This window comes from Massilia sp. Masssp93, from assembly GCF_059491295.1.
The window spans coordinates 5,796,072-5,814,754 of sequence record NZ_CP168502.1 but is presented as its reverse complement, the minus strand read 5'-3'; the positions used below and the strand labels follow the sequence as shown (position 1 = coordinate 5,814,754).

The 18,683-nt window shown below is 59.5% G+C and carries 17 protein-coding genes and 2 pseudogenes; 13 read left to right on the top strand and 6 right to left on the bottom strand.

Features of this window, described 5'->3' with window-relative positions:
- Positions 1-106: 106 nt before the first annotated feature.
- Positions 107-739, bottom strand: a complete 633-nt coding sequence (locus ACEN9Q_RS24240; RefSeq protein WP_495626306.1) for an HAD hydrolase-like protein — start codon at positions 737-739, stop codon at positions 107-109.
- Positions 740-775: 36 nt separating this feature from the next.
- Positions 776-976: pseudogene (locus ACEN9Q_RS24235) on the bottom strand (glycerophosphodiester phosphodiesterase family protein); the annotation flags it as partial.
- A gap of 331 nt (positions 977-1,307) precedes the next feature.
- On the opposite strand from ACEN9Q_RS24235, the gene ACEN9Q_RS24230 reads away from it, so the two are divergent.
- The 6 genes and pseudogenes from ACEN9Q_RS24230 (at position 1,308) to ACEN9Q_RS24205 (ending at position 6,024) form a co-directional block, all read left to right on the top strand.
- Entirely contained in the window at positions 1,308-2,519 is a 1,212-nt protein-coding gene (locus ACEN9Q_RS24230; protein WP_495626305.1) for an extracellular catalytic domain type 2 short-chain-length polyhydroxyalkanoate depolymerase, read from the top strand.
- A 129-nt stretch (positions 2,520-2,648) separates the two neighbouring features.
- Positions 2,649-3,140: pseudogene (locus ACEN9Q_RS24225) on the top strand (Hcp family type VI secretion system effector).
- A gap of 13 nt (positions 3,141-3,153) precedes the next feature.
- Positions 3,154-3,627: a penicillin-insensitive murein endopeptidase gene (locus tag ACEN9Q_RS24220; RefSeq protein ID WP_495626304.1), complete on the top strand. Its 474-nt coding sequence runs from the start codon at positions 3,154-3,156 to the stop codon at positions 3,625-3,627.
- Complete coding sequence (locus tag ACEN9Q_RS24215; RefSeq protein ID WP_495626303.1) at positions 3,624-3,995, top strand: hypothetical protein; 372 nt, start codon at positions 3,624-3,626, stop codon at positions 3,993-3,995. The genes ACEN9Q_RS24220 and ACEN9Q_RS24215 overlap by 4 nt, the downstream gene beginning before the upstream one ends.
- Before the next feature lie 306 nt (positions 3,996-4,301).
- Positions 4,302-5,381, top strand: coding sequence for an acyltransferase family protein (locus ACEN9Q_RS24210; protein ID WP_495626302.1), 1,080 nt, complete (start codon positions 4,302-4,304; stop codon positions 5,379-5,381).
- Positions 5,382-5,457: 76 nt separating this feature from the next.
- On the top strand, positions 5,458-6,024 hold the full coding sequence (locus ACEN9Q_RS24205) for an HNH endonuclease (protein ID WP_056437990.1): 567 nt from the start codon (positions 5,458-5,460) through the stop codon (positions 6,022-6,024).
- A 147-nt stretch (positions 6,025-6,171) separates the two neighbouring features.
- Here ACEN9Q_RS24205 and ACEN9Q_RS24200 read toward each other — a convergent pair whose 3' ends face one another.
- The 4 genes from ACEN9Q_RS24200 to dnaA all read right to left on the bottom strand — a co-directional run bounded on the left by ACEN9Q_RS24200 (position 6,172) and on the right by dnaA (position 12,380).
- On the bottom strand, positions 6,172-6,768 hold the full coding sequence (locus ACEN9Q_RS24200; RefSeq protein ID WP_495626301.1) for a PEP-CTERM sorting domain-containing protein: 597 nt from the start codon (positions 6,766-6,768) through the stop codon (positions 6,172-6,174).
- Between the two features lie 325 nt (positions 6,769-7,093).
- Positions 7,094-9,598, bottom strand: a complete 2,505-nt coding sequence (gyrB, locus tag ACEN9Q_RS24195; RefSeq protein WP_056437996.1) for a DNA topoisomerase (ATP-hydrolyzing) subunit B — start codon at positions 9,596-9,598, stop codon at positions 7,094-7,096.
- A 180-nt stretch (positions 9,599-9,778) separates the two neighbouring features.
- The gene (dnaN, locus tag ACEN9Q_RS24190) at positions 9,779-10,885 is read right to left on the bottom strand and encodes a DNA polymerase III subunit beta (protein ID WP_056437999.1); all 1,107 of its coding nucleotides are present in this window, start codon (positions 10,883-10,885) and stop codon (positions 9,779-9,781) included.
- A gap of 85 nt (positions 10,886-10,970) precedes the next feature.
- The gene (gene dnaA, locus ACEN9Q_RS24185) at positions 10,971-12,380 is read right to left on the bottom strand and encodes a chromosomal replication initiator protein DnaA (RefSeq protein WP_056438002.1); all 1,410 of its coding nucleotides are present in this window, start codon (positions 12,378-12,380) and stop codon (positions 10,971-10,973) included.
- 370 nt (positions 12,381-12,750) lie between these two features.
- Between dnaA and rpmH the strand changes: the two genes are divergently transcribed.
- The 7 genes from rpmH to ACEN9Q_RS24150 all read left to right on the top strand — a co-directional run bounded on the left by rpmH (position 12,751) and on the right by ACEN9Q_RS24150 (position 18,669).
- Complete coding sequence (gene rpmH, locus ACEN9Q_RS24180) at positions 12,751-12,885, top strand: 50S ribosomal protein L34 (protein ID WP_075796440.1); 135 nt, start codon at positions 12,751-12,753, stop codon at positions 12,883-12,885.
- Between the two features lie 34 nt (positions 12,886-12,919).
- On the top strand, positions 12,920-13,375 hold the full coding sequence (gene rnpA / locus ACEN9Q_RS24175) for a ribonuclease P protein component (RefSeq protein ID WP_082547775.1): 456 nt from the start codon (positions 12,920-12,922) through the stop codon (positions 13,373-13,375).
- On the top strand, positions 13,372-13,632 hold the full coding sequence (gene yidD / locus ACEN9Q_RS24170) for a membrane protein insertion efficiency factor YidD (RefSeq protein WP_056438008.1): 261 nt from the start codon (positions 13,372-13,374) through the stop codon (positions 13,630-13,632). The genes rnpA and yidD overlap by 4 nt, the downstream gene beginning before the upstream one ends.
- 9 nt (positions 13,633-13,641) lie before the next feature.
- A complete protein-coding gene (gene yidC / locus ACEN9Q_RS24165) occupies positions 13,642-15,294 on the top strand; it encodes a membrane protein insertase YidC (RefSeq protein WP_495626300.1) in 1,653 nt (550 codons plus the stop codon).
- 112 nt (positions 15,295-15,406) lie between these two features.
- Positions 15,407-16,786, top strand: a complete 1,380-nt coding sequence (gene mnmE, locus ACEN9Q_RS24160; protein WP_495626299.1) for a tRNA uridine-5-carboxymethylaminomethyl(34) synthesis GTPase MnmE — start codon at positions 15,407-15,409, stop codon at positions 16,784-16,786.
- 141 nt (positions 16,787-16,927) lie between these two features.
- A complete protein-coding gene (locus ACEN9Q_RS24155) occupies positions 16,928-18,178 on the top strand; it encodes a hypothetical protein (protein ID WP_495626298.1) in 1,251 nt (416 codons plus the stop codon).
- A complete protein-coding gene (locus ACEN9Q_RS24150; RefSeq protein WP_495626297.1) occupies positions 18,178-18,669 on the top strand; it encodes a hypothetical protein in 492 nt (163 codons plus the stop codon). The genes ACEN9Q_RS24155 and ACEN9Q_RS24150 overlap by 1 nt, the downstream gene beginning before the upstream one ends.
- Positions 18,670-18,683: the final 14 nt, after the last annotated feature.

Genomic DNA, 18,683 nt, shown 5'->3' with positions numbered 1-18,683 from the left:
CCCTACCCGTAGTGCGAGTGCATCGTGTTGGCCGGGCATGAGCCGGTTGAGCGTGTGCGCACGGGGCGCCCACGTTACCCGTGACGCGACGGCCGCTGGTCAGGCGTCAGGCTGCGGCAGCGATCCGGCGCAGCTCCGCCGGCGTCACGAACTCGGTGGCGCACGCCTGCTCACGAAGGGCTTCGATGGCGGCATAACCCCAGTGCACGGCCCCGAACGCCACGCCGGCCTTGCGCGCGGCTTCGGCGTCGGTGGCCTGGTCGCCGATGTAGAGCGCATCCGCGGGCGCCACGCCGCAGGCCTTGAGCACGGCGCGGATGCGGCTCGCTTTGCCGAAGACGGACATGCCGCAGTCGAAGCGCCGGATCAGCGCCGCCAGTTCCGGCCCCAGCACCGCGCGCACGTTGTGCTCGGAATTCGACGACACGACGGTGAGCGGCACGCCGTGGTCGTGCAGGTGCCGCAGCGCGTCCGCGATGCCGTCGAACAGGGGAATAGCGTGGGCGCTGTCCTGCATCATCGCCATGAAGGTTTTCGAGGCCAGCGGCAGCTTCCAGGCCGGCATGCCGACGTGGTCCATCATCTGGCGCACGCCGAGGTGGCGCAACTCGCCGGCGCGTTCGATGTCGATCCGGCGAAACGCGTGGCGGTCGGCGACCGTGTTGAAGACGCTGACGAAAAAGGGAAACGAGTCGGCCAATGTGCCGTCGAAATCGAACATGGCGAGGCGGTAAGTCATGCGCACATGGTACACGCCGCGCCACGTGGGCGACGATCAGCCGTCGATGGCCTTGCGGGCGGGCGCCGGGTCGTCCGAGAACAGGCCGTCGATGCCCGTCTCGAGATAGCGCCGGATCTCCGCGACCGATCCCGCGTCGTGGCGCGCGCTCAAGCCGGCGCCGTCGCGGAAGTCGGCCGCGAGGAAGGCGTTCTCCGGACGGAAGGTCCAGACGACGACCTGCAAGCCGGCCTTGTGCCATTGAAGCCGTGCACGAGCAGCGCCAGGTTCTGCTCATTGTTGCCCCACGGGTCGGCCGGCTGGAAGCGCACGCCCGGCAGCGTCTGCAATGCCTTCAGCGGATTCACGCCTGGCAGCACCTGGCCTGGTAGCACCTTCTGCATCTCCGCGCCGGACATGGCAACCGACGAGCGCGTCTTGCGGGTCGAGATCTCGACGGTGGCAATGGTGCCGGCGGGCGTTTTTGCACAGCCGCCTGATCAAGCGCGCACATTGCTTTGCGCTTGCACATCGGTCTACCTCAACTAATCTGATTCGAGTCAATCTCACAACAACAATCGGAGACAACATGGCAATCCTGATCAGGGCAAGACATCTTGCCGGCATCCTCATTGGCTTTCTCGGCACGAGCGCCTTCGCGGCGGTCGTCGCGCTGCCCAAATACAACGTCAGCGTGAACGACGTGTCGGTCTCCGGCTTTTCCTCCGGCGCCGACATGGCCGTGCAGATGCATTTCGCGTATTCGAAGACGGTCAGAAAGGGCGCGGGCGTCATCGCCGGCGGCCCTTATTACTGCTCGCAGGGCAATGCCGCGATCTCGATCGGCCCGTGCATGGCCAATACCGGCTCGCGCAATCTGCCGTACCTGACGTCGGTGGTGAATACGTGGTCGGGCAATGGCTATATCGACCCGACCAGCAATATGGCGGCATCGAAGGTCTATTTGTTGTCGGGAACGATCGATTCCACGGTGCGCCAGCCCGTCATGGACGATCTCAAGACGATGTATGGCAGTTACCTCCCGGCCGCCAATATCTATTACAAGAACAATCTCGCGGCCGAGCATTCGGTCCCGACGGATTTCTTCGGCAACGGCTGCGCCATCAACGGCAGCCCTTACGTCGACAACTGCAACTTCGATACCGCGGGCGAAATCCTGAAATGGATTTATGGACCGCTGAATCCCAAGAATACGGGCACCCTGAGCGGCAGTTTTATTAATTTCGACCAGTCCGTCTTCTGGGGCAACTTCAACCCGAATACCTACAGCATGGCCAGCAGCGGCTACGCCTACGTGCCGGCCACCTGCGCGGCGGGACAGTCATGCCGGCTGCACGTGGCGTTCCACGGCTGCCTGCAAAGCGCCTCCGTCGTCGGCACGGCCTTTTATCAGAATGCGGGCTATAACCGCTGGGCCGACACGAACAACATCATCGTGCTGTATCCGCAAACGATCGTCACCGCGAACAATCCGGGCGGTTGCTGGGACTGGTGGGGTTACGAGGACGTGAATTTCCCGGCCAAGAGCGGCGGGCAGATGGTCGCCATCAAGACCATGATCGACAAGATCGTCAGCGGCAACAAGGCGGCGCCGTTCACGTGCAGCCACTGGTATGCCAGCAATGTGTCGCACGTGGCCGCCGGCCGGGCTTATATCGGCGCCGATGGCCAGGTGTATGCGAAGAATTCGAACCAGTATCTGGGGTATTACATGCTGATGGCGTATACGGATGTCAGGCAGACGTCGGCGGGGTATTACGCGTATGGTAGTTGTTCTTGAGCGAACAGACTGTCGTGCGTCGCGATGTCGTTTTGCTTGACGAAACGCATCGCGCGTCTGCTGGGTTCGGGTGAATACTTCGTGTCTTCATCGCAGAAGTGATTCACCCTCAACCTTGGAGACGACTTCATGGCAATCGACGTGTATCTGCAAATTGATGGTATCAAAGGAGAGTCGCAGGATTCCGCTCACCAGGGATGAATTGAACTGACGTCTGCCCAGTGGGGTGTTTTGCAGCCCAAGTCAGCGACGGCGTCGACTGCTGGCGGCCACACAGCCGAACGTTGCGAACACCGTAGCATTACGGTAACGAAGCTCGCCGATCTGTCGTCACCCCTGTTGATGCAGGTCTGTTCGGCAGGGAAGACAATTCCTAAAGCCAAGCTTGAATTCATGCGTGCCGACAGCGACGGCAAGCCGGTCAAGTATTACGAGGTTGAACTGGAAAACGTGTTGATTGGCGGCGTGAATCAGGCTGCTCATGAAGGTGGCATTCTCCAGGATTCCGTGGCCCTCAAGTTTTCGAAGGTCAAATGGAAATACACCCAGCAGAAAATCGGCGGTGGCGCAGGCGGCAACACGGCCGGCGGCTGGGACTTGGCAACCAATCGCATCATGTGAGTGGAGGCTGGCCATGCTCGAAGTCCAACCCAGAGATTCGCGTGGTTACTTCATGCTCCCGCAAGCTCCCGAAGATGCAGGCTATTACGTGGATGGCACGCCGGATCAGGGAGGCGGGCAATATGCCCATCCCGCGATGATGACGCTGATCCTATTCATCGAACGCGAGTGGCAGGCGCTCGACCGCCGGAAGTTCGGGATTGGGAACATCAGCTTGCCGGGCGGCGGCAAGTTCAAACCGCATGCTTCACATAAGAATGGCCTGCAGGTCGACATCCGCCCTTTGCGAAAAGATGGCGCTTGTGTTGCAGTAAATTATTTTCAGGCCGGTTATGACAGAGAAGCCACGGAAAGGCTTATCGGTCTCTTTCAGTCGCATCCTGCGGTGATCAAAGTGTACTTCAACGATCTGAGTATTCCAGGCGTCCTGCCGCTAAAGAATCACGACAATCACTTCCATGTGGAAGTACAGGCAAGCACAATATGAAGAAGACTTTGGCAATCTTGGGTACAACCTCGCTGCTTACTTTGGCATACGCTGGCGAGCAACTCCATTGGCCGGCGCCGTATCGGCCGTTCAAGGGCGAATACACCATTTACTCCGGCGACTTGGGTGACCAGCAGGCGCCGACCAAGGAGGATCGCAAGTTGTCTTTCATCGTCGAAGGCCAATCGGCAAAGGACATCTTCAATGCGATCCCTCCAGATGACAAGGAAACGTGCATCAGGGAGAAGGGTGCGCGCAGCCGGAGCAAGGAGAATGTGTGGTGCACATTCGCACCCGCTGACGGGTATACCTGTTACTTCGGTTTTGATCTGAAAACAGGTAAGAGCATCGCCGGCGGAACCTGCTGACGGCGCGATTTCTGCACCGGCGATGCCGCTTTGACCGCTTCGCGCGGCCGGGATCCTCCGCAAAACTCGATCTCGGCCACTATTTGTAAAACTGATTTGCATCTTTATGTAACAAGCTTTACGAGGTGTAAAGCGTGGTCCCGCACGAGTCAGCTCGGCTATCATGGCCGCCCGCTCAGCTGTATCGACAACTTTGTTGCTTGATTGGCATTGGGCAACTTTGAATGGCTGGGCTCACACATGAAAGATTCGGGAGTGTCCGGACCGAACGCAGCGGTCCAAAAACAGTTTGGCTTGATCAACCTCTTGAAAGCCGGTGCTGCGCAACTGATCGTGCTGCATCACCTTGCGTTCTACGGCCCGATGGCCGACGCCGCGCGGCCGTTGATGCCGTCGATCATCGACTGGCTCGACCACAATGGCCGCATCGCCGTCCAGGCCTTCCTCGTCATCAGCGGCTTCCTCGTCGCGAAATCCCTGTCGCCCGCTGGCCTGCCCGGCATCGGCAACCCGCTGGGCACGATCTGGCGTCGCTACATCAAGTTGGCCCCGCCATTCATCGTGGCCATGTTCCTGGCGATCGGCGCGTCCGCGCTCGCGCGCACGTGGATGGTCCACGATTCGATTTCGGCGCCGCCCAACCTGTCCCAGCTGGCCGCGCACGTCCTCCTGCTGCAAAGCGTGCTGGGCTATGAGTCGCTGTCCGCCGGCGCCTGGTATGTCGCCATCGATTTCCAGCTGTACGCGCTGGTCACCGGCCTGCTGTGGCTGGGTGGACGCATCGCCGGCAACCGGCCCACGACCTGGCTGATGCCCCTGCTGGTGACGCTGGGCGTGAGCATCTCCTTGCTGTACTTCAATCGCGACGCCGATTTCGACGTGTGGGCACCCTATTTCTTCGGCAGCTACGGCCTGGGCATCCTCGCGTGGTGGGCGAGCGATCCGCGCCGGCCGTTCATCGCGACGTTCGCCTTGCTGTTGATGATGATCGTGCCGACCGTGCTGGCGCTGGGACTCGATTTCCGGATCCGCATCGCGGTGGCGGCGGTGGTTGCCAGCGTCCTGTTCCTGTTCGGCCGCACGCGGCTGAGCACGTACGCAAGCTCGGGATGGTCCGTCGTCAATTACCTCGGCAAGATCTCGTACTCAATTTTTCTCGTACACTTTCCGGTGTGCCTCGTCGTGAACGCGGCGTTCACGCGCTTCGTGCCGGACGATGCGTATCTGCAAGGTGCCGGCGTGGTGTGGGCATGGGCGGCCAGCGTGGCGGCGGGTGCCGTGTTTTTCCACTGGGTCGAGACGCCCCTCGGGCGATTCCTGTCCGGGTTGGCGCAGCCGGCCGCGGTGCGGCCGTTTGCCGCGAAGCCGGTCAGAGTGCGGAGCTAAAACGAAAGTCAGCATCAGTTGCTGACTTTTTTTTGTATTGAAGATAGTCTGTGCCAATCAGACGAAGGTGGACACGATGAACACCCAGATCCTGGCACTCGATATTGCGGGCAATCCGTTCGACTGGATCCCGCCAGAAGACGCGATTTTGTATTACGTAACCGGCAAGGTGGCCTGGGAATTGGGCGACCGCGAGTTCGTTTTCCGCGGCGGCTATTCCCGTTCAGGCGTGCAGTCGAAGATCGCGGTCAAGCCGATTATTGCCATCGCCGGCAGCGAGATCATGACGCGCATGTTCAAGGTCGGACTGCCGCTGACGCACCAGAACGATCTCCTGTTCAAGCGCGACCGTTATACCTGTGCCTACTGCGGCAACCGCTTCGCGCACAAGGACCTGTCGCGCGACCATATCCTGCCGAAGTCGCGCGGCGGCAAAGACACGTGGATGAACTGCGTAACCGCCTGCAAACGCTGCAATCAGGAGAAAGGCAATCTGCTGGTCGAGCAATTCCGGCCGCTGATCTACGTGCCTTACGTGCCTTGCCGCGCGGAGCATTACCTGCTGAGGGGCCGTAATATTCTTGCCGATCAACACGAGTATCTGACGGCACAGCTGCCAAAACACAGCCGGTTGTTGAATTGACGTTCATGTGCGAATAACGGCATCGATGCAAATGGCCTGTGCGATCCGATCATCGCTGAACATCGTCAATGCCGTCACGGCGTGATCGGGAAGGCGGTTTAAAAACAAAAAGCCCGCCGAAGCGGGCTTGATTCACGCAGCCGGGGCTCAGACCTTGCGGCGGCGTGCAATGCCGGAACCGAGCAGACCCAGGCCGAACAATGCCAGCGTGGCCGGCTCAGGCACATTCGTGGTGTCTTTGTGCAGGCGGACCGCCAGCGATTCGTTGCAGCTGCCTTCGCAACCGCCGCCGATGTCGCCATCAGCCAGGCTCCACTGACCTACGGCGCCCTGGCCCCAGTCGATCCAGTTGCTCGTCGTAAACCACGGGCTTGCGACCGCGACGTCGAACAGCGGGTCGCCATTGACGACGTATTGCAGATTGGCGCCGCTGGCTTCGTCCAGGTTGTTGCCGGTCTTGTAGTCGACGTTCGCGCCGACTTTCGCGAAATTCTGGGCGGTCAGGCCGCCGATTTCGTTATATTGCGCGTTGGTCATGCGGCCCCAGCCATACGCCTGCTGGTACGAAAAATCGATGCCGCCCGGGGTGGCAAACTGGCTCCATGGCGAAATCCACGCGATGTCATATTTGCCGACAGTGATATAGGCGCTTTCCGGAAGTTCCGTGGTGACAAGCACGCTGGCGCTGGCAACTTGGCTGATCAGCAGCGTGGCTGCAGCCATCGAGATCAGGACTTTCTTCATTTTGGATTCCTTTATAGTTTTAGCTTCGTGAAAGCATCGCTAAATGCAATAGAGCAATTCGTATGCCAAACCTGATAAGTCCTTGAAAATACTTGCTTTTTTTTAATGGAATTTCATGGCGAGGAGAAGGTTGTCAGATTTTCCGACAAAGGGATGGCAAAACACTCTGTCTTGCCGCTTGCGCCAAGAAAAAAGCCCCCAGGAGGGGCTTTGAACGGGAGGGGGCGCCGGCAAAGCATCATGTTCGCGGTAGACGCTTTTGCCGGATTCTCAATAACTGTGTCGCCCGATTCCATCGGTTTTCACTTTTCCCGTTGGCCGATCATCAGACGTCAATATTCCCCGCCTGCAGCGCATTCGACTCGATAAAGTGACGACGCGGCTCGACCTCGTCACCCATCAGCGTGGTAAAGATCTGGTCCGCCGCAATCGCATCCTCGATCTGCACCTTCAGCAGGCGGCGCACGGTCGGGTCCATCGTCGTTTCCCACAACTGCTCGGGATTCATCTCGCCCAGACCTTTATAGCGCTGCTTGGAGACGCCGCGCTCGGCTTCTTCGCGCAGCCATTCCATGGCCTGCTGGAAGTCGCGGACGGCGAATTCCTTCATCTTGTCGCCTTCGCCGCGGCGGATGATGGCGCCTTCGCCCATCAGGCCCTGGAACGTTTCGGCCGAGTTTTCCAGCGTCCGGTAATCGGCGCCGGCGACGAAGTCGGCGTCGATCGAGGTCACTTGCACGTTGCCGTAGTGGATGCGTTCGATGCGCAGGCTGTGCTTGTCCGACAGTTCGTCGGAGCGCACGCCCACCTTCACGCTCGGGTCGTGGATCGCGTTCGCCAGTGCTTCGCCCGATTTCTCGGCCGCTTCCTGGCTCGACAGGTCCAGCTTCACGCCGGTCATGATGGCGGACAGGGCCGCGCGGTCGATCACGCGCGACAGGCGCATCATGATCGCGTTGGCCTTGTTGTACTTGTCGACCAGGTCGCCCAGCGCGCCGTCCGTGACCGGCTCCGCGCCTTCCTTCGGCAGCAGCGCGGCGCCGTTCAGGGCGAAGCGCATCATGTAGCTCGCTTCCTCCACGTCGTCCTTGAGGTAGCGCTCGTCGCGGCCGGCCTTGACCTTGTACAGCGGCGGTTGCGCGATGTAGATGTGGCCGCGCTCGACCAGTTGCGGCATCTGGCGGTAGAACAGGGTCAGCAGCAGGGTGCGGATGTGGGCGCCGTCGACGTCCGCGTCGGTCATGATGATGATGCGGTGGTAGCGCAGCTTGTCGACGTTGAACTCGTCCGGGCCGATCGACGTGCCCAGTGTCGCGATCAGGGTCGTGATCTGTTCCGACGACAGCATCTTTTCGAAGCGCGCCTTTTCCACGTTCAGCACCTTGCCGCGCAGCGGCAGGATGGCCTGGAACTTACGGTCGCGGCCCTGCTTGGCGGAACCGCCTGCGGAGTCACCCTCGACGATGTACAGCTCGGCCAGCGCCGGGTCGCGTTCCTGGCAGTCCGCCAGTTTCGACGACAGGCCCAGGCCGTCCATCACGCCCTTGCGGCGCGTGAGGTCGCGGGCCTTGCGCGCGGCTTCGCGTGCGCGCGCGGCTTCCACGATCTTGCCGCAGATGATCTTGGCGTCGTTCGGCTTTTCCATCAGGAAGTCGGTGAGCGTCTTCGCCACGATTTCCTCGACCGGGCCGCGCACTTCCGACGACACGAGCTTGTCTTTCGTTTGCGACGAGAACTTCGGCTCAGGCACTTTTACCGACAGCACGCAGGTCAGGCCTTCGCGCATGTCGTCGCCGGAGATCTCGACCTTCGCTTTCTTGGCGAAATCGTTCTCGTCGATGTATTTGTTGATCACGCGCGTCATCGCCGCGCGCAGGCCGGTCAGGTGGGTGCCGCCGTCGCGCTGCGGGATATTGTTCGTGAAGCACAGCACCTGCTCGTTGTAGGCGTCGTTCCACTGCATCGACACGTCCACCGAGATATTGGTGCCGTTTTCCGACTGGCGCTCGCCGGTGGCCTGGAACACGGTCGGGTGCAGGACGGTCTTGGCCTTGTTGATGTATTCGACGAAGCCGCGGGTGCCGCCCTCGAAGGCAAAGATTTCTTCCTTGCCGGTGCGCTGGTCGGTCAGCTTGATGTTGACGCCGTTGTTCAGGAACGAGAGTTCGCGGATGCGCTTCGACAGGATCTCGTAGTGGAATTCGACGTGCGTGAAGATTTCCTCATCGGCCCAGAAATGCACGTCGGTGCCACGCTTGTCGGTTTCGCCGATGACCTTGATCGGAGAGACTTCAAAACCGTCGCGGATTTCGATTTCGCGGTTCAGCGGGACGCCGCGTTCGAATTCCATCTGGTGCACCTTGCCGTTCTGGCGCACGGTCACGCGCAGCAGCTTCGACAGCGCATTCACGCACGACACGCCGACGCCGTGCAGGCCGCCGGACACTTTATAGGCATTCTGGTTGAACTTGCCGCCGGCGTGCAATTCCGTCAGGGCGATCTCGGTCGCCGAGCGTTTCGGCTCGTGCTTGTCGTCCATCTTGACGCCGGTCGGGATGCCGCGGCCGTTGTCGGTAACCGAGATCGAATTGTCGGAGTGGATCGTGACGTGGATCTCGGTGCAGTAGCCGGCCAGCGCCTCGTCGATCGAGTTATCGAGCACCTCGAACACCAGGTGGTGCAGGCCGGTGCCATCCGACGTGTCGCCGATGTACATGCCCGGACGCTTGCGTACGGCTTCCAGGCCTTCCAGGATCTGGATCGACGCGGCGCCGTATTCTTCCACTTTGGGTAGAGAGGCTTCCAAAACTGCTTGAGTGTTCTCGGACATGACTGCTTTCTCAAATAACGTGTGAATCAGACGGCGGGCGCGTGGGCTTGCGGTCTTGGATCGTCGGTCGGCCGCGCCGCAATGCATGAATGCCGCGCAGGCGGGAATCCATGCATCGCTGCATCAGCTCTTGCCGCAAACAGGACGGCAAACAACGAATATATGGGCGCTTTGCCCGAATTAAATACGCATCGGCATGACGACGTACTTGAAGTCGCCATTGTCGGGAATCGACATCAGTGCCGACGAATTCGAATCGCCCAGCGAAATGTTCACCTGGTCGCACTTGAGGTTGTTCAGCACGTCCAGCAGGTACGTGACGTTGAAACCGATGTCGATCGTGTCGCCGCCGTAGTCGATTTCCAGTTCTTCGACAGCTTCTTCCTGGTCGGCGTTGGTCGAGCTGATCTTCATCGAACCCGGGGAGATCATGCAGCGCACGCCCTTGAACTTGTCGCTCGTCATGATCGCCGCGCGTTGCAGCGAACGCAGCAGTTCTTCGCGGCTGATCGTGAAGTCGTTCTTGTAGCCTTTCGGGATCACGCGGGTGTAATCCGGGAATTTGCCTTCCACCAGCTTCGACACGAGTTCGATGTCGGCGAAGGTCAGCTTGACCTGCGAGGCGGCGATGTCGAGGCGGACGGTGTCGTCGCTTTCTTCCAGCAGGCGCTGCAGTTCCAGGATGGTCTTGCGCGGGATGATCACTTCCTGGCGCTCGAAGTGCTGCTCGGCCGTTACTTGCGAGAACGCGAGGCGGTGGCCGTCGGTGGCGACGGCGATCACGTTATTACCGTCCAGCACCAGCAGCAGGCCGTTCAGGTAGTAGCGGATGTCCTGCTGGGCCATCGCGAAGTGCACCATGTTGAACAGGTGCTTCAGCGTCTTTTGCGGCAGCGTGACGGTCGCGTTGTAGGTGTCGGCCACGGACACCGTGGGAAATTCCTCGGCCGCCAGCGTCTGCAGCGCGAAGCGCGACTTGCCGCTCTGCACGGTGAGGCGCTTGTTCAGCAGGGTCATCGTGACGTCGCCGGATTCCGGCAGCGCGCGCAGGATGTCGAGCAGCTTGCGCGCCGCGACGGTCGTGCCGGCTTCTTCGGGACCGGAGCCGATATTGGCCAGGGTCGTGATCTGCACCTCGGTGTCGGTCGACAGGAACGAGACGCTCTCGCCATTCTTGCGGATGAGGATATTGGCCAGAATCGGCATGGTGTGCCGACGCTCGACAATACCACTCACGATCTGCAGTGGCCGGAGAAGCGTGTCTCGGGTGGATTTGACCAGTTGCATAGATATCCTCGATTAGGGGTAAAAATGTTGTTTGCGCAATATTTTGCCAGAAATCATCGGGGGAGCAGCCTTTCCCCCTTACGCATCAGCCTTTCAGGGTCTGTTCCAGCACGTGCAACTCGTGGTTGCATTCGGCGTTCTTGGTCCGGTCCTGGGCGATCTTGCGCACCGCATGCAGCACCGTCGTATGGTCGCGGCCGCCGAACAGTTCGCCGATTTCCGGCAGACTTTTTTGCGTCAGCTCTTTCGCCAGATACATCGCGATCTGACGCGGACGCGCGATGTTCGCCGGGCGGCGTTTCGAATACATGTCCGCGACCTTGATATTGAAAAAGTCGGCCACGGTCTTCTGGATGTTTTCCACCGAGATCTGGCGGTTCTGCACCGACAGCAGATCCTTCAGCGCTTCCTTCACGACGTCGATCGTGATGTCCTTGCCGTGGAAACGCGAGTACGCGAGGATCTTGCGCAGCGCGCCTTCCAGCTCGCGCACGTTCGAGCGCAGGTGTTTCGCGACGAAGAAGGCGACGTCGTCGTTCAGCATCACGCCTTCCGATTCCGCTTTCTTCATGAGGATCGCCACGCGCATTTCCAGCTCCGGCGGTTCGATCGCGACCGTGAGGCCGGAGTCGAAGCGCGAGATCAGGCGGTCGTCCATGCCGGTGATCTCTTTCGGATAGGTATCCGACGTGATGATGATCTGTTTCTTGGCCGCGATCAGCGCTTCGAACGCATAGAAAAATTCTTCCTGCGTGCGGCTTTTGCCGCCGAAGAATTGAATATCGTCGATGAGCAGCATGTCCAGCGAGTGGTAGTAATGCTTGAAGTCATCGAAGCCCTTGCGCTGATAGGCCGTCACGACGTCGCGCACATACTGTTCCGCATGGATGTAGCGGATGCGTGCGCCCGGCTGGTCGGCCATCACCTGGTTGCCGATCGCGTGGATCAGGTGGGTCTTACCGAGGCCGACGCCGCCGTAGAAGAACAGCGGGTTGTACGAGACGCCCGGATTGTTGGCGACCTGGATCGCGGCGGCGCGCGCCAGCTGGTTCGCCTTACCGGTCACGAAGTTCTCGAACGTGAGGTCCGGATTGACGCGGCTCTGTTCGCGGCGCGGATTGTTCGCGATGACGTTGTCCGGCGTCACGACGGGCATTTCCGGCACGGTCTTGTCGGCGGCGGCGTTCACGCCCAGCGCACCCGTCATGGCGGGCGCGGAGGACGGTGCCGCTACCGTTTTCTTCGGCATGCTGTTCTTGGGGTCGAGCACGAACTGCACGTCGACCGGCCGCTGGAAATAATCGGACGCGAACGATGTGATGCGGTTGGCGAACTGCGACTTCACCCAGTCGAGCTTGAAGCGATTGGGCGCTGCAATGCGCAGCTTGCCGTCCTCGTAGTCGAGGGCGACAAGTGGTTTGATCCACGCGGTATATTGCTGCGGTGTCAGCTCGAGCTCCAACTGGTTGGAACAGGTCTGCCAAAAGTTATCCATACATCGACTAGGTTAAGCGTAACACTCTATTTTACCTGTGTTCTCGCAAGTTATCCACAGGCGATTCGCGAATTTTCCACCGAAACCGGGCAGCTTGTCCGATGGCTTTGTATACAGGTGCAACCGTTTGCGGCGCACAAAAACGCAGCGGCAACACAACGGCTTCCTTGACAGCCAAACCAAAAATGATGTCTAATTCAGGGTTCCCCGCCCGTACGATTTGTTAATCCAACAATGAGCACACAGGCGACAAGCTTTGCTGTGGCGTGACGCTGGCTTAACAACTGCGAAATGTCATTGGCGCAATGCTGACTCAGCGTGAGCTCAGCCCCGATTTTTTGCATTCTATTTTGCTTTAAGCGAGACCACCATGAAACGTACTTACCAACCTTCCGTCGTTCGTCGCAAGCGCACGCACGGCTTCCGCGCACGTATGGCTACCCGTGGTGGCCGTCTTGTCCTGAACGCTCGCCGCGCCAAGGGCCGCAAGCGCCTGGCTGTCTAAGCCTGCGAAGCCGCATCGACCACGCCTACGTCACATGACAGGCGAAGGTTCGCACGACTTCGCGCGCGTTCGGCGTATCGTAAAAACGGATGAGTTTTCATCCGTTTTTCGTTTGCGCCCTGCACAAAAAACCGCGCATTTCGTGCTTTATACCCGACCGAATGCCCTGCCTCATGCGCGGCTGGGCGTCGTCGCGGCCAAGCGTTTTGCGCCGCGCGCGGTCACGCGCAACACCATCAAGCGCATCACCCGCGAACTGTTCCGCACCATGCCGCTGCCGGCGCTCGACTGCATCGTCCGTCTGGCCCGTCCCGTCAACGGCAAGGACGGTCCGGCCACGACGTCCGCCCTGAAGGCGCTGCTGCGCGTCGAACTGGCGCGCCTGTTCGCGTCGCAGGCACCGCGTGTCCGGAAAGCCGATCAGGCCGGCGCCGCCGCTCCACAGGCGGCGAGCGTTGCGCCTTCAGGTTCGCAACCGGGATTATCATGAACCGGTTGCTCGTCTGGCTGTTGCGCGGTTACCAGTTGCTGGTGTCTCCGATGCTCGGGCAGAACTGCCGTTTCTATCCGACCTGTTCCAATTACGCGATCGAGGCCGTCAAGGTCCACGGCGCCGCGCGCGGTGGCTGGCTGGCCGTGCGCCGCGTCTGCCGCTGCCATCCGTGGAACGACGGCGGCGTCGACCTGGTGCCGCGTCCCGGAGAGCAGCATTCCTCACCAACCGCTTGCGGTTGCAAGCATTCCTGAATAAGACCAATGGAAATCAATAAACGTACCATCCTGTGGATCGTGTTCGCCGTCGCACTGGTCGTCCTGTGGAACGACTGGATGGTGGCCAACGGCAAGCAGTCGATGTTCTCGGCGCAGCCGCCGGCCAAGGTCGCGCAAGCCCCGAACCCGGTCAAGCCGAACGACCTGCCGACGGCCGCCACGCCGGCCCCGGTCGCGACCGTCCCCGGCGCGCCTGCCGCGCCCGCACCGGTCCAGACCCAGGTCATCACGATCACCACCGACGTCGTCAAGGCCGACATCGACACGGCCGGCGGCGTCATCCGCCGCCTGGAGCTGCTCAAGTACCGCGACAAGGTCGACCCGACCAAGAACCAGGTGCTGTTCCAGAGCAATGGCCCGCGCGTCTATCTGGCCCAGACGGGCTTGACGGGCACCAGCACGGCCGGCGTCCTGCCGAACCACAACACCGCCTTCACGGCCCGTCCGGGCGTGCGCACGCTGGACAACGGCAACCAGGTGCAACTCGTGCTGGACGCGGAGCAGGGCGGCGTGCGCCTGACCAAGACCTTCACGTTCAAGCGCAACGACTACGTGATCGACGTGCGCCACGACGTGACGAACCTGACCCAGGCACCGGTGACCCCGTCGCTGTATTTCCAGCTGGAGCATGACGGCATGAAGCCGGCAGGCGACACCTATTTCAACAGCAGCTACACGGGCCCCACACTGTGGACGTCGCAGGATCACTACCAGAAGCTGACCTTCGACAAGATCGCCAAGGGCACGGACGACCACACGAAGACGGCGACCGACGGCTGGATCGCGATTTCGCAGCACTTCTTCGTCTCGGCGTTCATCCCGCCGGAAAAGGCACAGCGCGACATCTACACGAAGGCCCTGGGCAACGACCTGTTCGCCATCGGCGCCGTCGAGCCGCTGGGCACCGTGGCGCCGGGCGCGACCGTCTCCAACGCCGCGCGCCTGTACTCGGGTCCGCAAGTGCAGAGCCTGCTGGAAAAAGTGACGCCGGGCCTGGACCTGGTGCGCGACTACGCCTGGGCCGCGATCATCGCCAAGCCGATCTTCGCCACGATGAACTGGCTGCACTCGATGATCGGCAACTGGGGCTGGACCATCATCGCCTTCACCATCCTGATCAAGCTGCTGTTCTTCCCGCTGTCGGCGGCCGGCTACCGCAGCATGGCCAAGATGAAGACCGTGACGCCGAAGATGCAGGCGCTGCGCGAGCGTCATAAAAACGATCCGGCCAAGATGCAGCAGGCCACGATGGAGCTGTACAAGGCCGAGAAGATCAACCCGCTGGGCGGCTGCCTGCCGATCGTCGTGCAGATGCCGGTGTTCCTGGCCCTGTACTGGGTGCTGCAGGCCGCGGTCGAGATGCGCGGCGCGACCTGGCTGTGGATTCCCGACCTGACCTTGAAGGATCCGTTCTTCATCCTGCCGGTCCTGTACGCGATCTCGATGTTCATCACGCAGCGCCTGAATCCGCAACCGGCCGATCCGATGCAGGCCAAGATGATGATGTTCATGCCGCTGGCGTTCTCGGTCATGTTCCTGTTCTTCCCGTCCGGCCTCGTGCTGTACTGGGTGGTGAACAACCTGATCTCGATGGCGCAGCAGTACGTCATCACCAAGAAGTTCGCGCCGGCCAAGTAAGCCTGGCCTGGTGACCGAAAAGCCCGTGTCCGCACGGGCTTTTTTGTTTCTGACCGGAACGTGCACCGATGCCATCAGCACGCGCACCTTCGATCAACTACAATCGCACCCCATGAAACTCGACACCTCCCCCATCGCCGCCATCGCCACCGCCCCCGGACGCGGCGGCATCGGCGTGGTGCGCGCCTCCGGCAAGGACCTGTCTCCGCTCGTCGCCGCGCTGTTCCCGGGCGCGACGCTGGCGCCCCGCCACGCCACCTACCTGCCGTTCAAGGATGCCGCGGGCACCGTCATCGACGAAGGCCTCGCGCTGTACTTCAAGGCGCCGCACTCGTACACCGGCGAGGACGTGCTGGAACTGCAGGGCCACGGCGGCCCCGTCGTGCTGCGCATGCTGCTCGCGCGCGTGCTGGAGGCAGGCCGTGACGCCGATTTGCGCCTTGCGCAACCGGGCGAATTCACGCGCCGCGCGTTCCTGAACGACAAGCTCGATCTCGCCCAGGCCGAAGCCGTCGCCGACCTGATCGACGCATCCACCGAGGCCGCCGCGAAATCGGCGTCGCAGTCGCTGTCCGGCGCGTTCTCGAAGGTCGTCCATGAACTGGTCGACAAGACGATCAACCTGCGCATGCTCGTCGAGGCCACGCTCGATTTTCCCGAGGAAGAGATCGACTTCCTCGAGAAATCGAATGCGCGCGGCCAGTTGAAGGGCATCGTCGATGCGCTGGAAGCCGTGTTCCGCCAGGCCGCCCAGGGCGCGCTGCTGCGCGAGGGGCTGAACGTCGTGCTCGTCGGCCAGCCGAACGTGGGTAAATCGTCGCTGCTGAACGCCCTGGCCGGGTCGGACGTCGCCATCGTCACCCCGATCGCGGGCACCACGCGCGATAAAGTCAGCGAGACGATCCAGGTCGAGGGCATCCCGCTGAACATCGTCGACACGGCCGGCATCCGCGCCATCGACGACGGCATCGACGTCGTCGAGCGCATCGGCATCGAGCGCACCTGGGGCGAGGTCGGCAAGGCGGACGTGATCCTGCACCTGCTCGACGCCAGCCTGGGCCCGGCCAAGGCCGACGAAGCGATCGTCGCCGCGTTCCCGGCCGGCGTGCCCGTCGTGCGCATCTGGAACAAGATCGACCTGTCGGGCCACCAGCCGGGCATCGACCAGAGCCAAGATGCCGTGCACATCTATCTGTCGGCGCACGAAAAGATCGGCATCGACCTGCTGCGCGCGGAACTGCTGCGCATCGCCGGCTGGCAGCAGACGGGCGAATCGCTGTACCTCGCGCGCGAACGCCACCTCGTCGCGCTGCGCAATGCGCGCGAGCACCTGCGCTTTGCCGCCGAACACGCGGCGCAGGACGACCAGTCGCTCGACCTGTTCGCCGAGGAGCTGCGGCTCGCGCAGGACCAGCTGTCCAGCATCACCGGGCAGTTCACGCCGGATGATTTGCTGGGGGTGATTTTCAGCCGGTTCTGCATCGGAAAATAAAATTACGACAAACATCTTGGTTCAGGCGATATTCAACTTCTTTTAATAAGATTCATTTATTTTAATGCTTGCTTATTTCTGACGTAACGCAGGTTGGGCTTTTGATATAATTTTGCGGTTAATTTGCTTTCAGGAGGTTCAATGGTCAGAATGCGAGTGAGGAATTTTGGTCCGATTCGAGTTGGATGTACTGAAGATGAAGGTTGGATTGAAATAAGGCGCGTTACGATTTTTATCGGTAATCAGGGTTCTGGAAAAAGTACCCTCGCAAAGCTGTTCTCCACTTTTGCGTGGATGGAAAAAGCTCTTTTTAGGGGCGACTATGACAAAAAATGGTTTGAAAGAAAAGGCCGGCTGAAAAATACTCTCCTGGCCTATCATCGGCTGGAGAACTATGTTTCTGTCGATGCGGAAAATCCTACTTCTATTGAATACGAAGGGGAGGCTTATAAAATCAGATTCGTGGATGGGCAGCTTGCGATTCAAGAGGTAGAAAATCCAAAGTACGCACTTCCTCAGGTGATATATGTTCCTGCTGAGAGAAATTTCATTTCTTATGTTCGCAATTCCCGAGAATTGAAAATATCGTCGGATTCATTGAAGGAGTTCGTGACCGTTTTTGATAGCGCTATTGCTCAGTTAAAAGGCTCAGTGCTCTTGCCCATCAATAATGTTGAGCTTGAATACGATAAGCTGAACAACATCCTAAATATTAAGGATAAGCATCACAAGCTCAGGCTCACGGATGCGTCCAGTGGCTTCCAGTCATCGGTGCCGTTGTTTGTTGTAACGCAATATTTGGCGAACACGCTTACTGGCGGAAGTGAATCGAAAAATCTACCGATGAGCGCGGTCGAGATCGAAAGGTTCAAGAAAAGCATTGCTGAAATCTTTAGGGATTTCAATCTTACGGAAGAACAACGGCGAGTGGCGGTTTCTGTACTGTCATCAAGGTTCAATAAATCAGCCCTCGTAAATATTGTTGAAGAGCCCGAGCAAAATCTGTTTCCCGAGTCTCAATGGGGCATTTTGAAAACCTTGTTGCAGATTAATAATCAACGTACGGCGAATCGGGTAGTTATAACGACTCACAGCCCGTATGTCGTCAGTCTGCTGAGTTTGTCGGCCCTGGGCGCAAAGGTTAAGAAGGACATTCTTGCGCATGGCGAAAAGGAGCGGCTGTTGCGTAGGTTGAAAGAGGTGATCGATATCGATGCCTTGGTAGATGCGGAAGACTTGATCGTGTTTCAGGCAAATGAGAAGGATGGTACGGTAAAAAAGCTGCCAACCTTCGAAGGCATTCCGACAGATAAAAACTATCTCAATCAATTCCTTAGATTTTCCAATGAGATATTTGATCGGTTGCTTGAGCTGGAACAGGAAATGCAATAATGGATTTCTTTAAGCTCGCATGTCAAACGGGTCCGCATTCGGAAACTGAATTTGGTATATGTGATGACCAGGATGGGGGAGTCGCTTTTGTCGATAAAGTCAATTCATCGAAGTGGGTTGCGAAAGTAAAGAACAAAGATGCAATTCCCGTGGTTTTTACTGCGATCGACAAGTGTGTGATCGCGGACGGAGAATTGCCGGGGCACGGTAGATGTGATGGCATGCTTACAGCCGATCATCTCCTATATTTAGTTGAACTGAAAGATCAGAGGCAAAGGTGGCGCGAGCACGCCATTCAACAGTTGATTTCGACAATCGAATTGCTTGCCGAGAATAAGGTTGATTTAAAAAAATATACGCTGAAAAAAGCCTTTGCGTGCAATAGAGCTCATCCGCATTTTGTTGAGATCGATCATGAATTGCAAATGAGGTTTTTCAGGGGTTATGGATTTCGTGTAGATATGCAGGCCGAAGTTCTCATCCTTTCGTAAGAAAAAATAGGTTG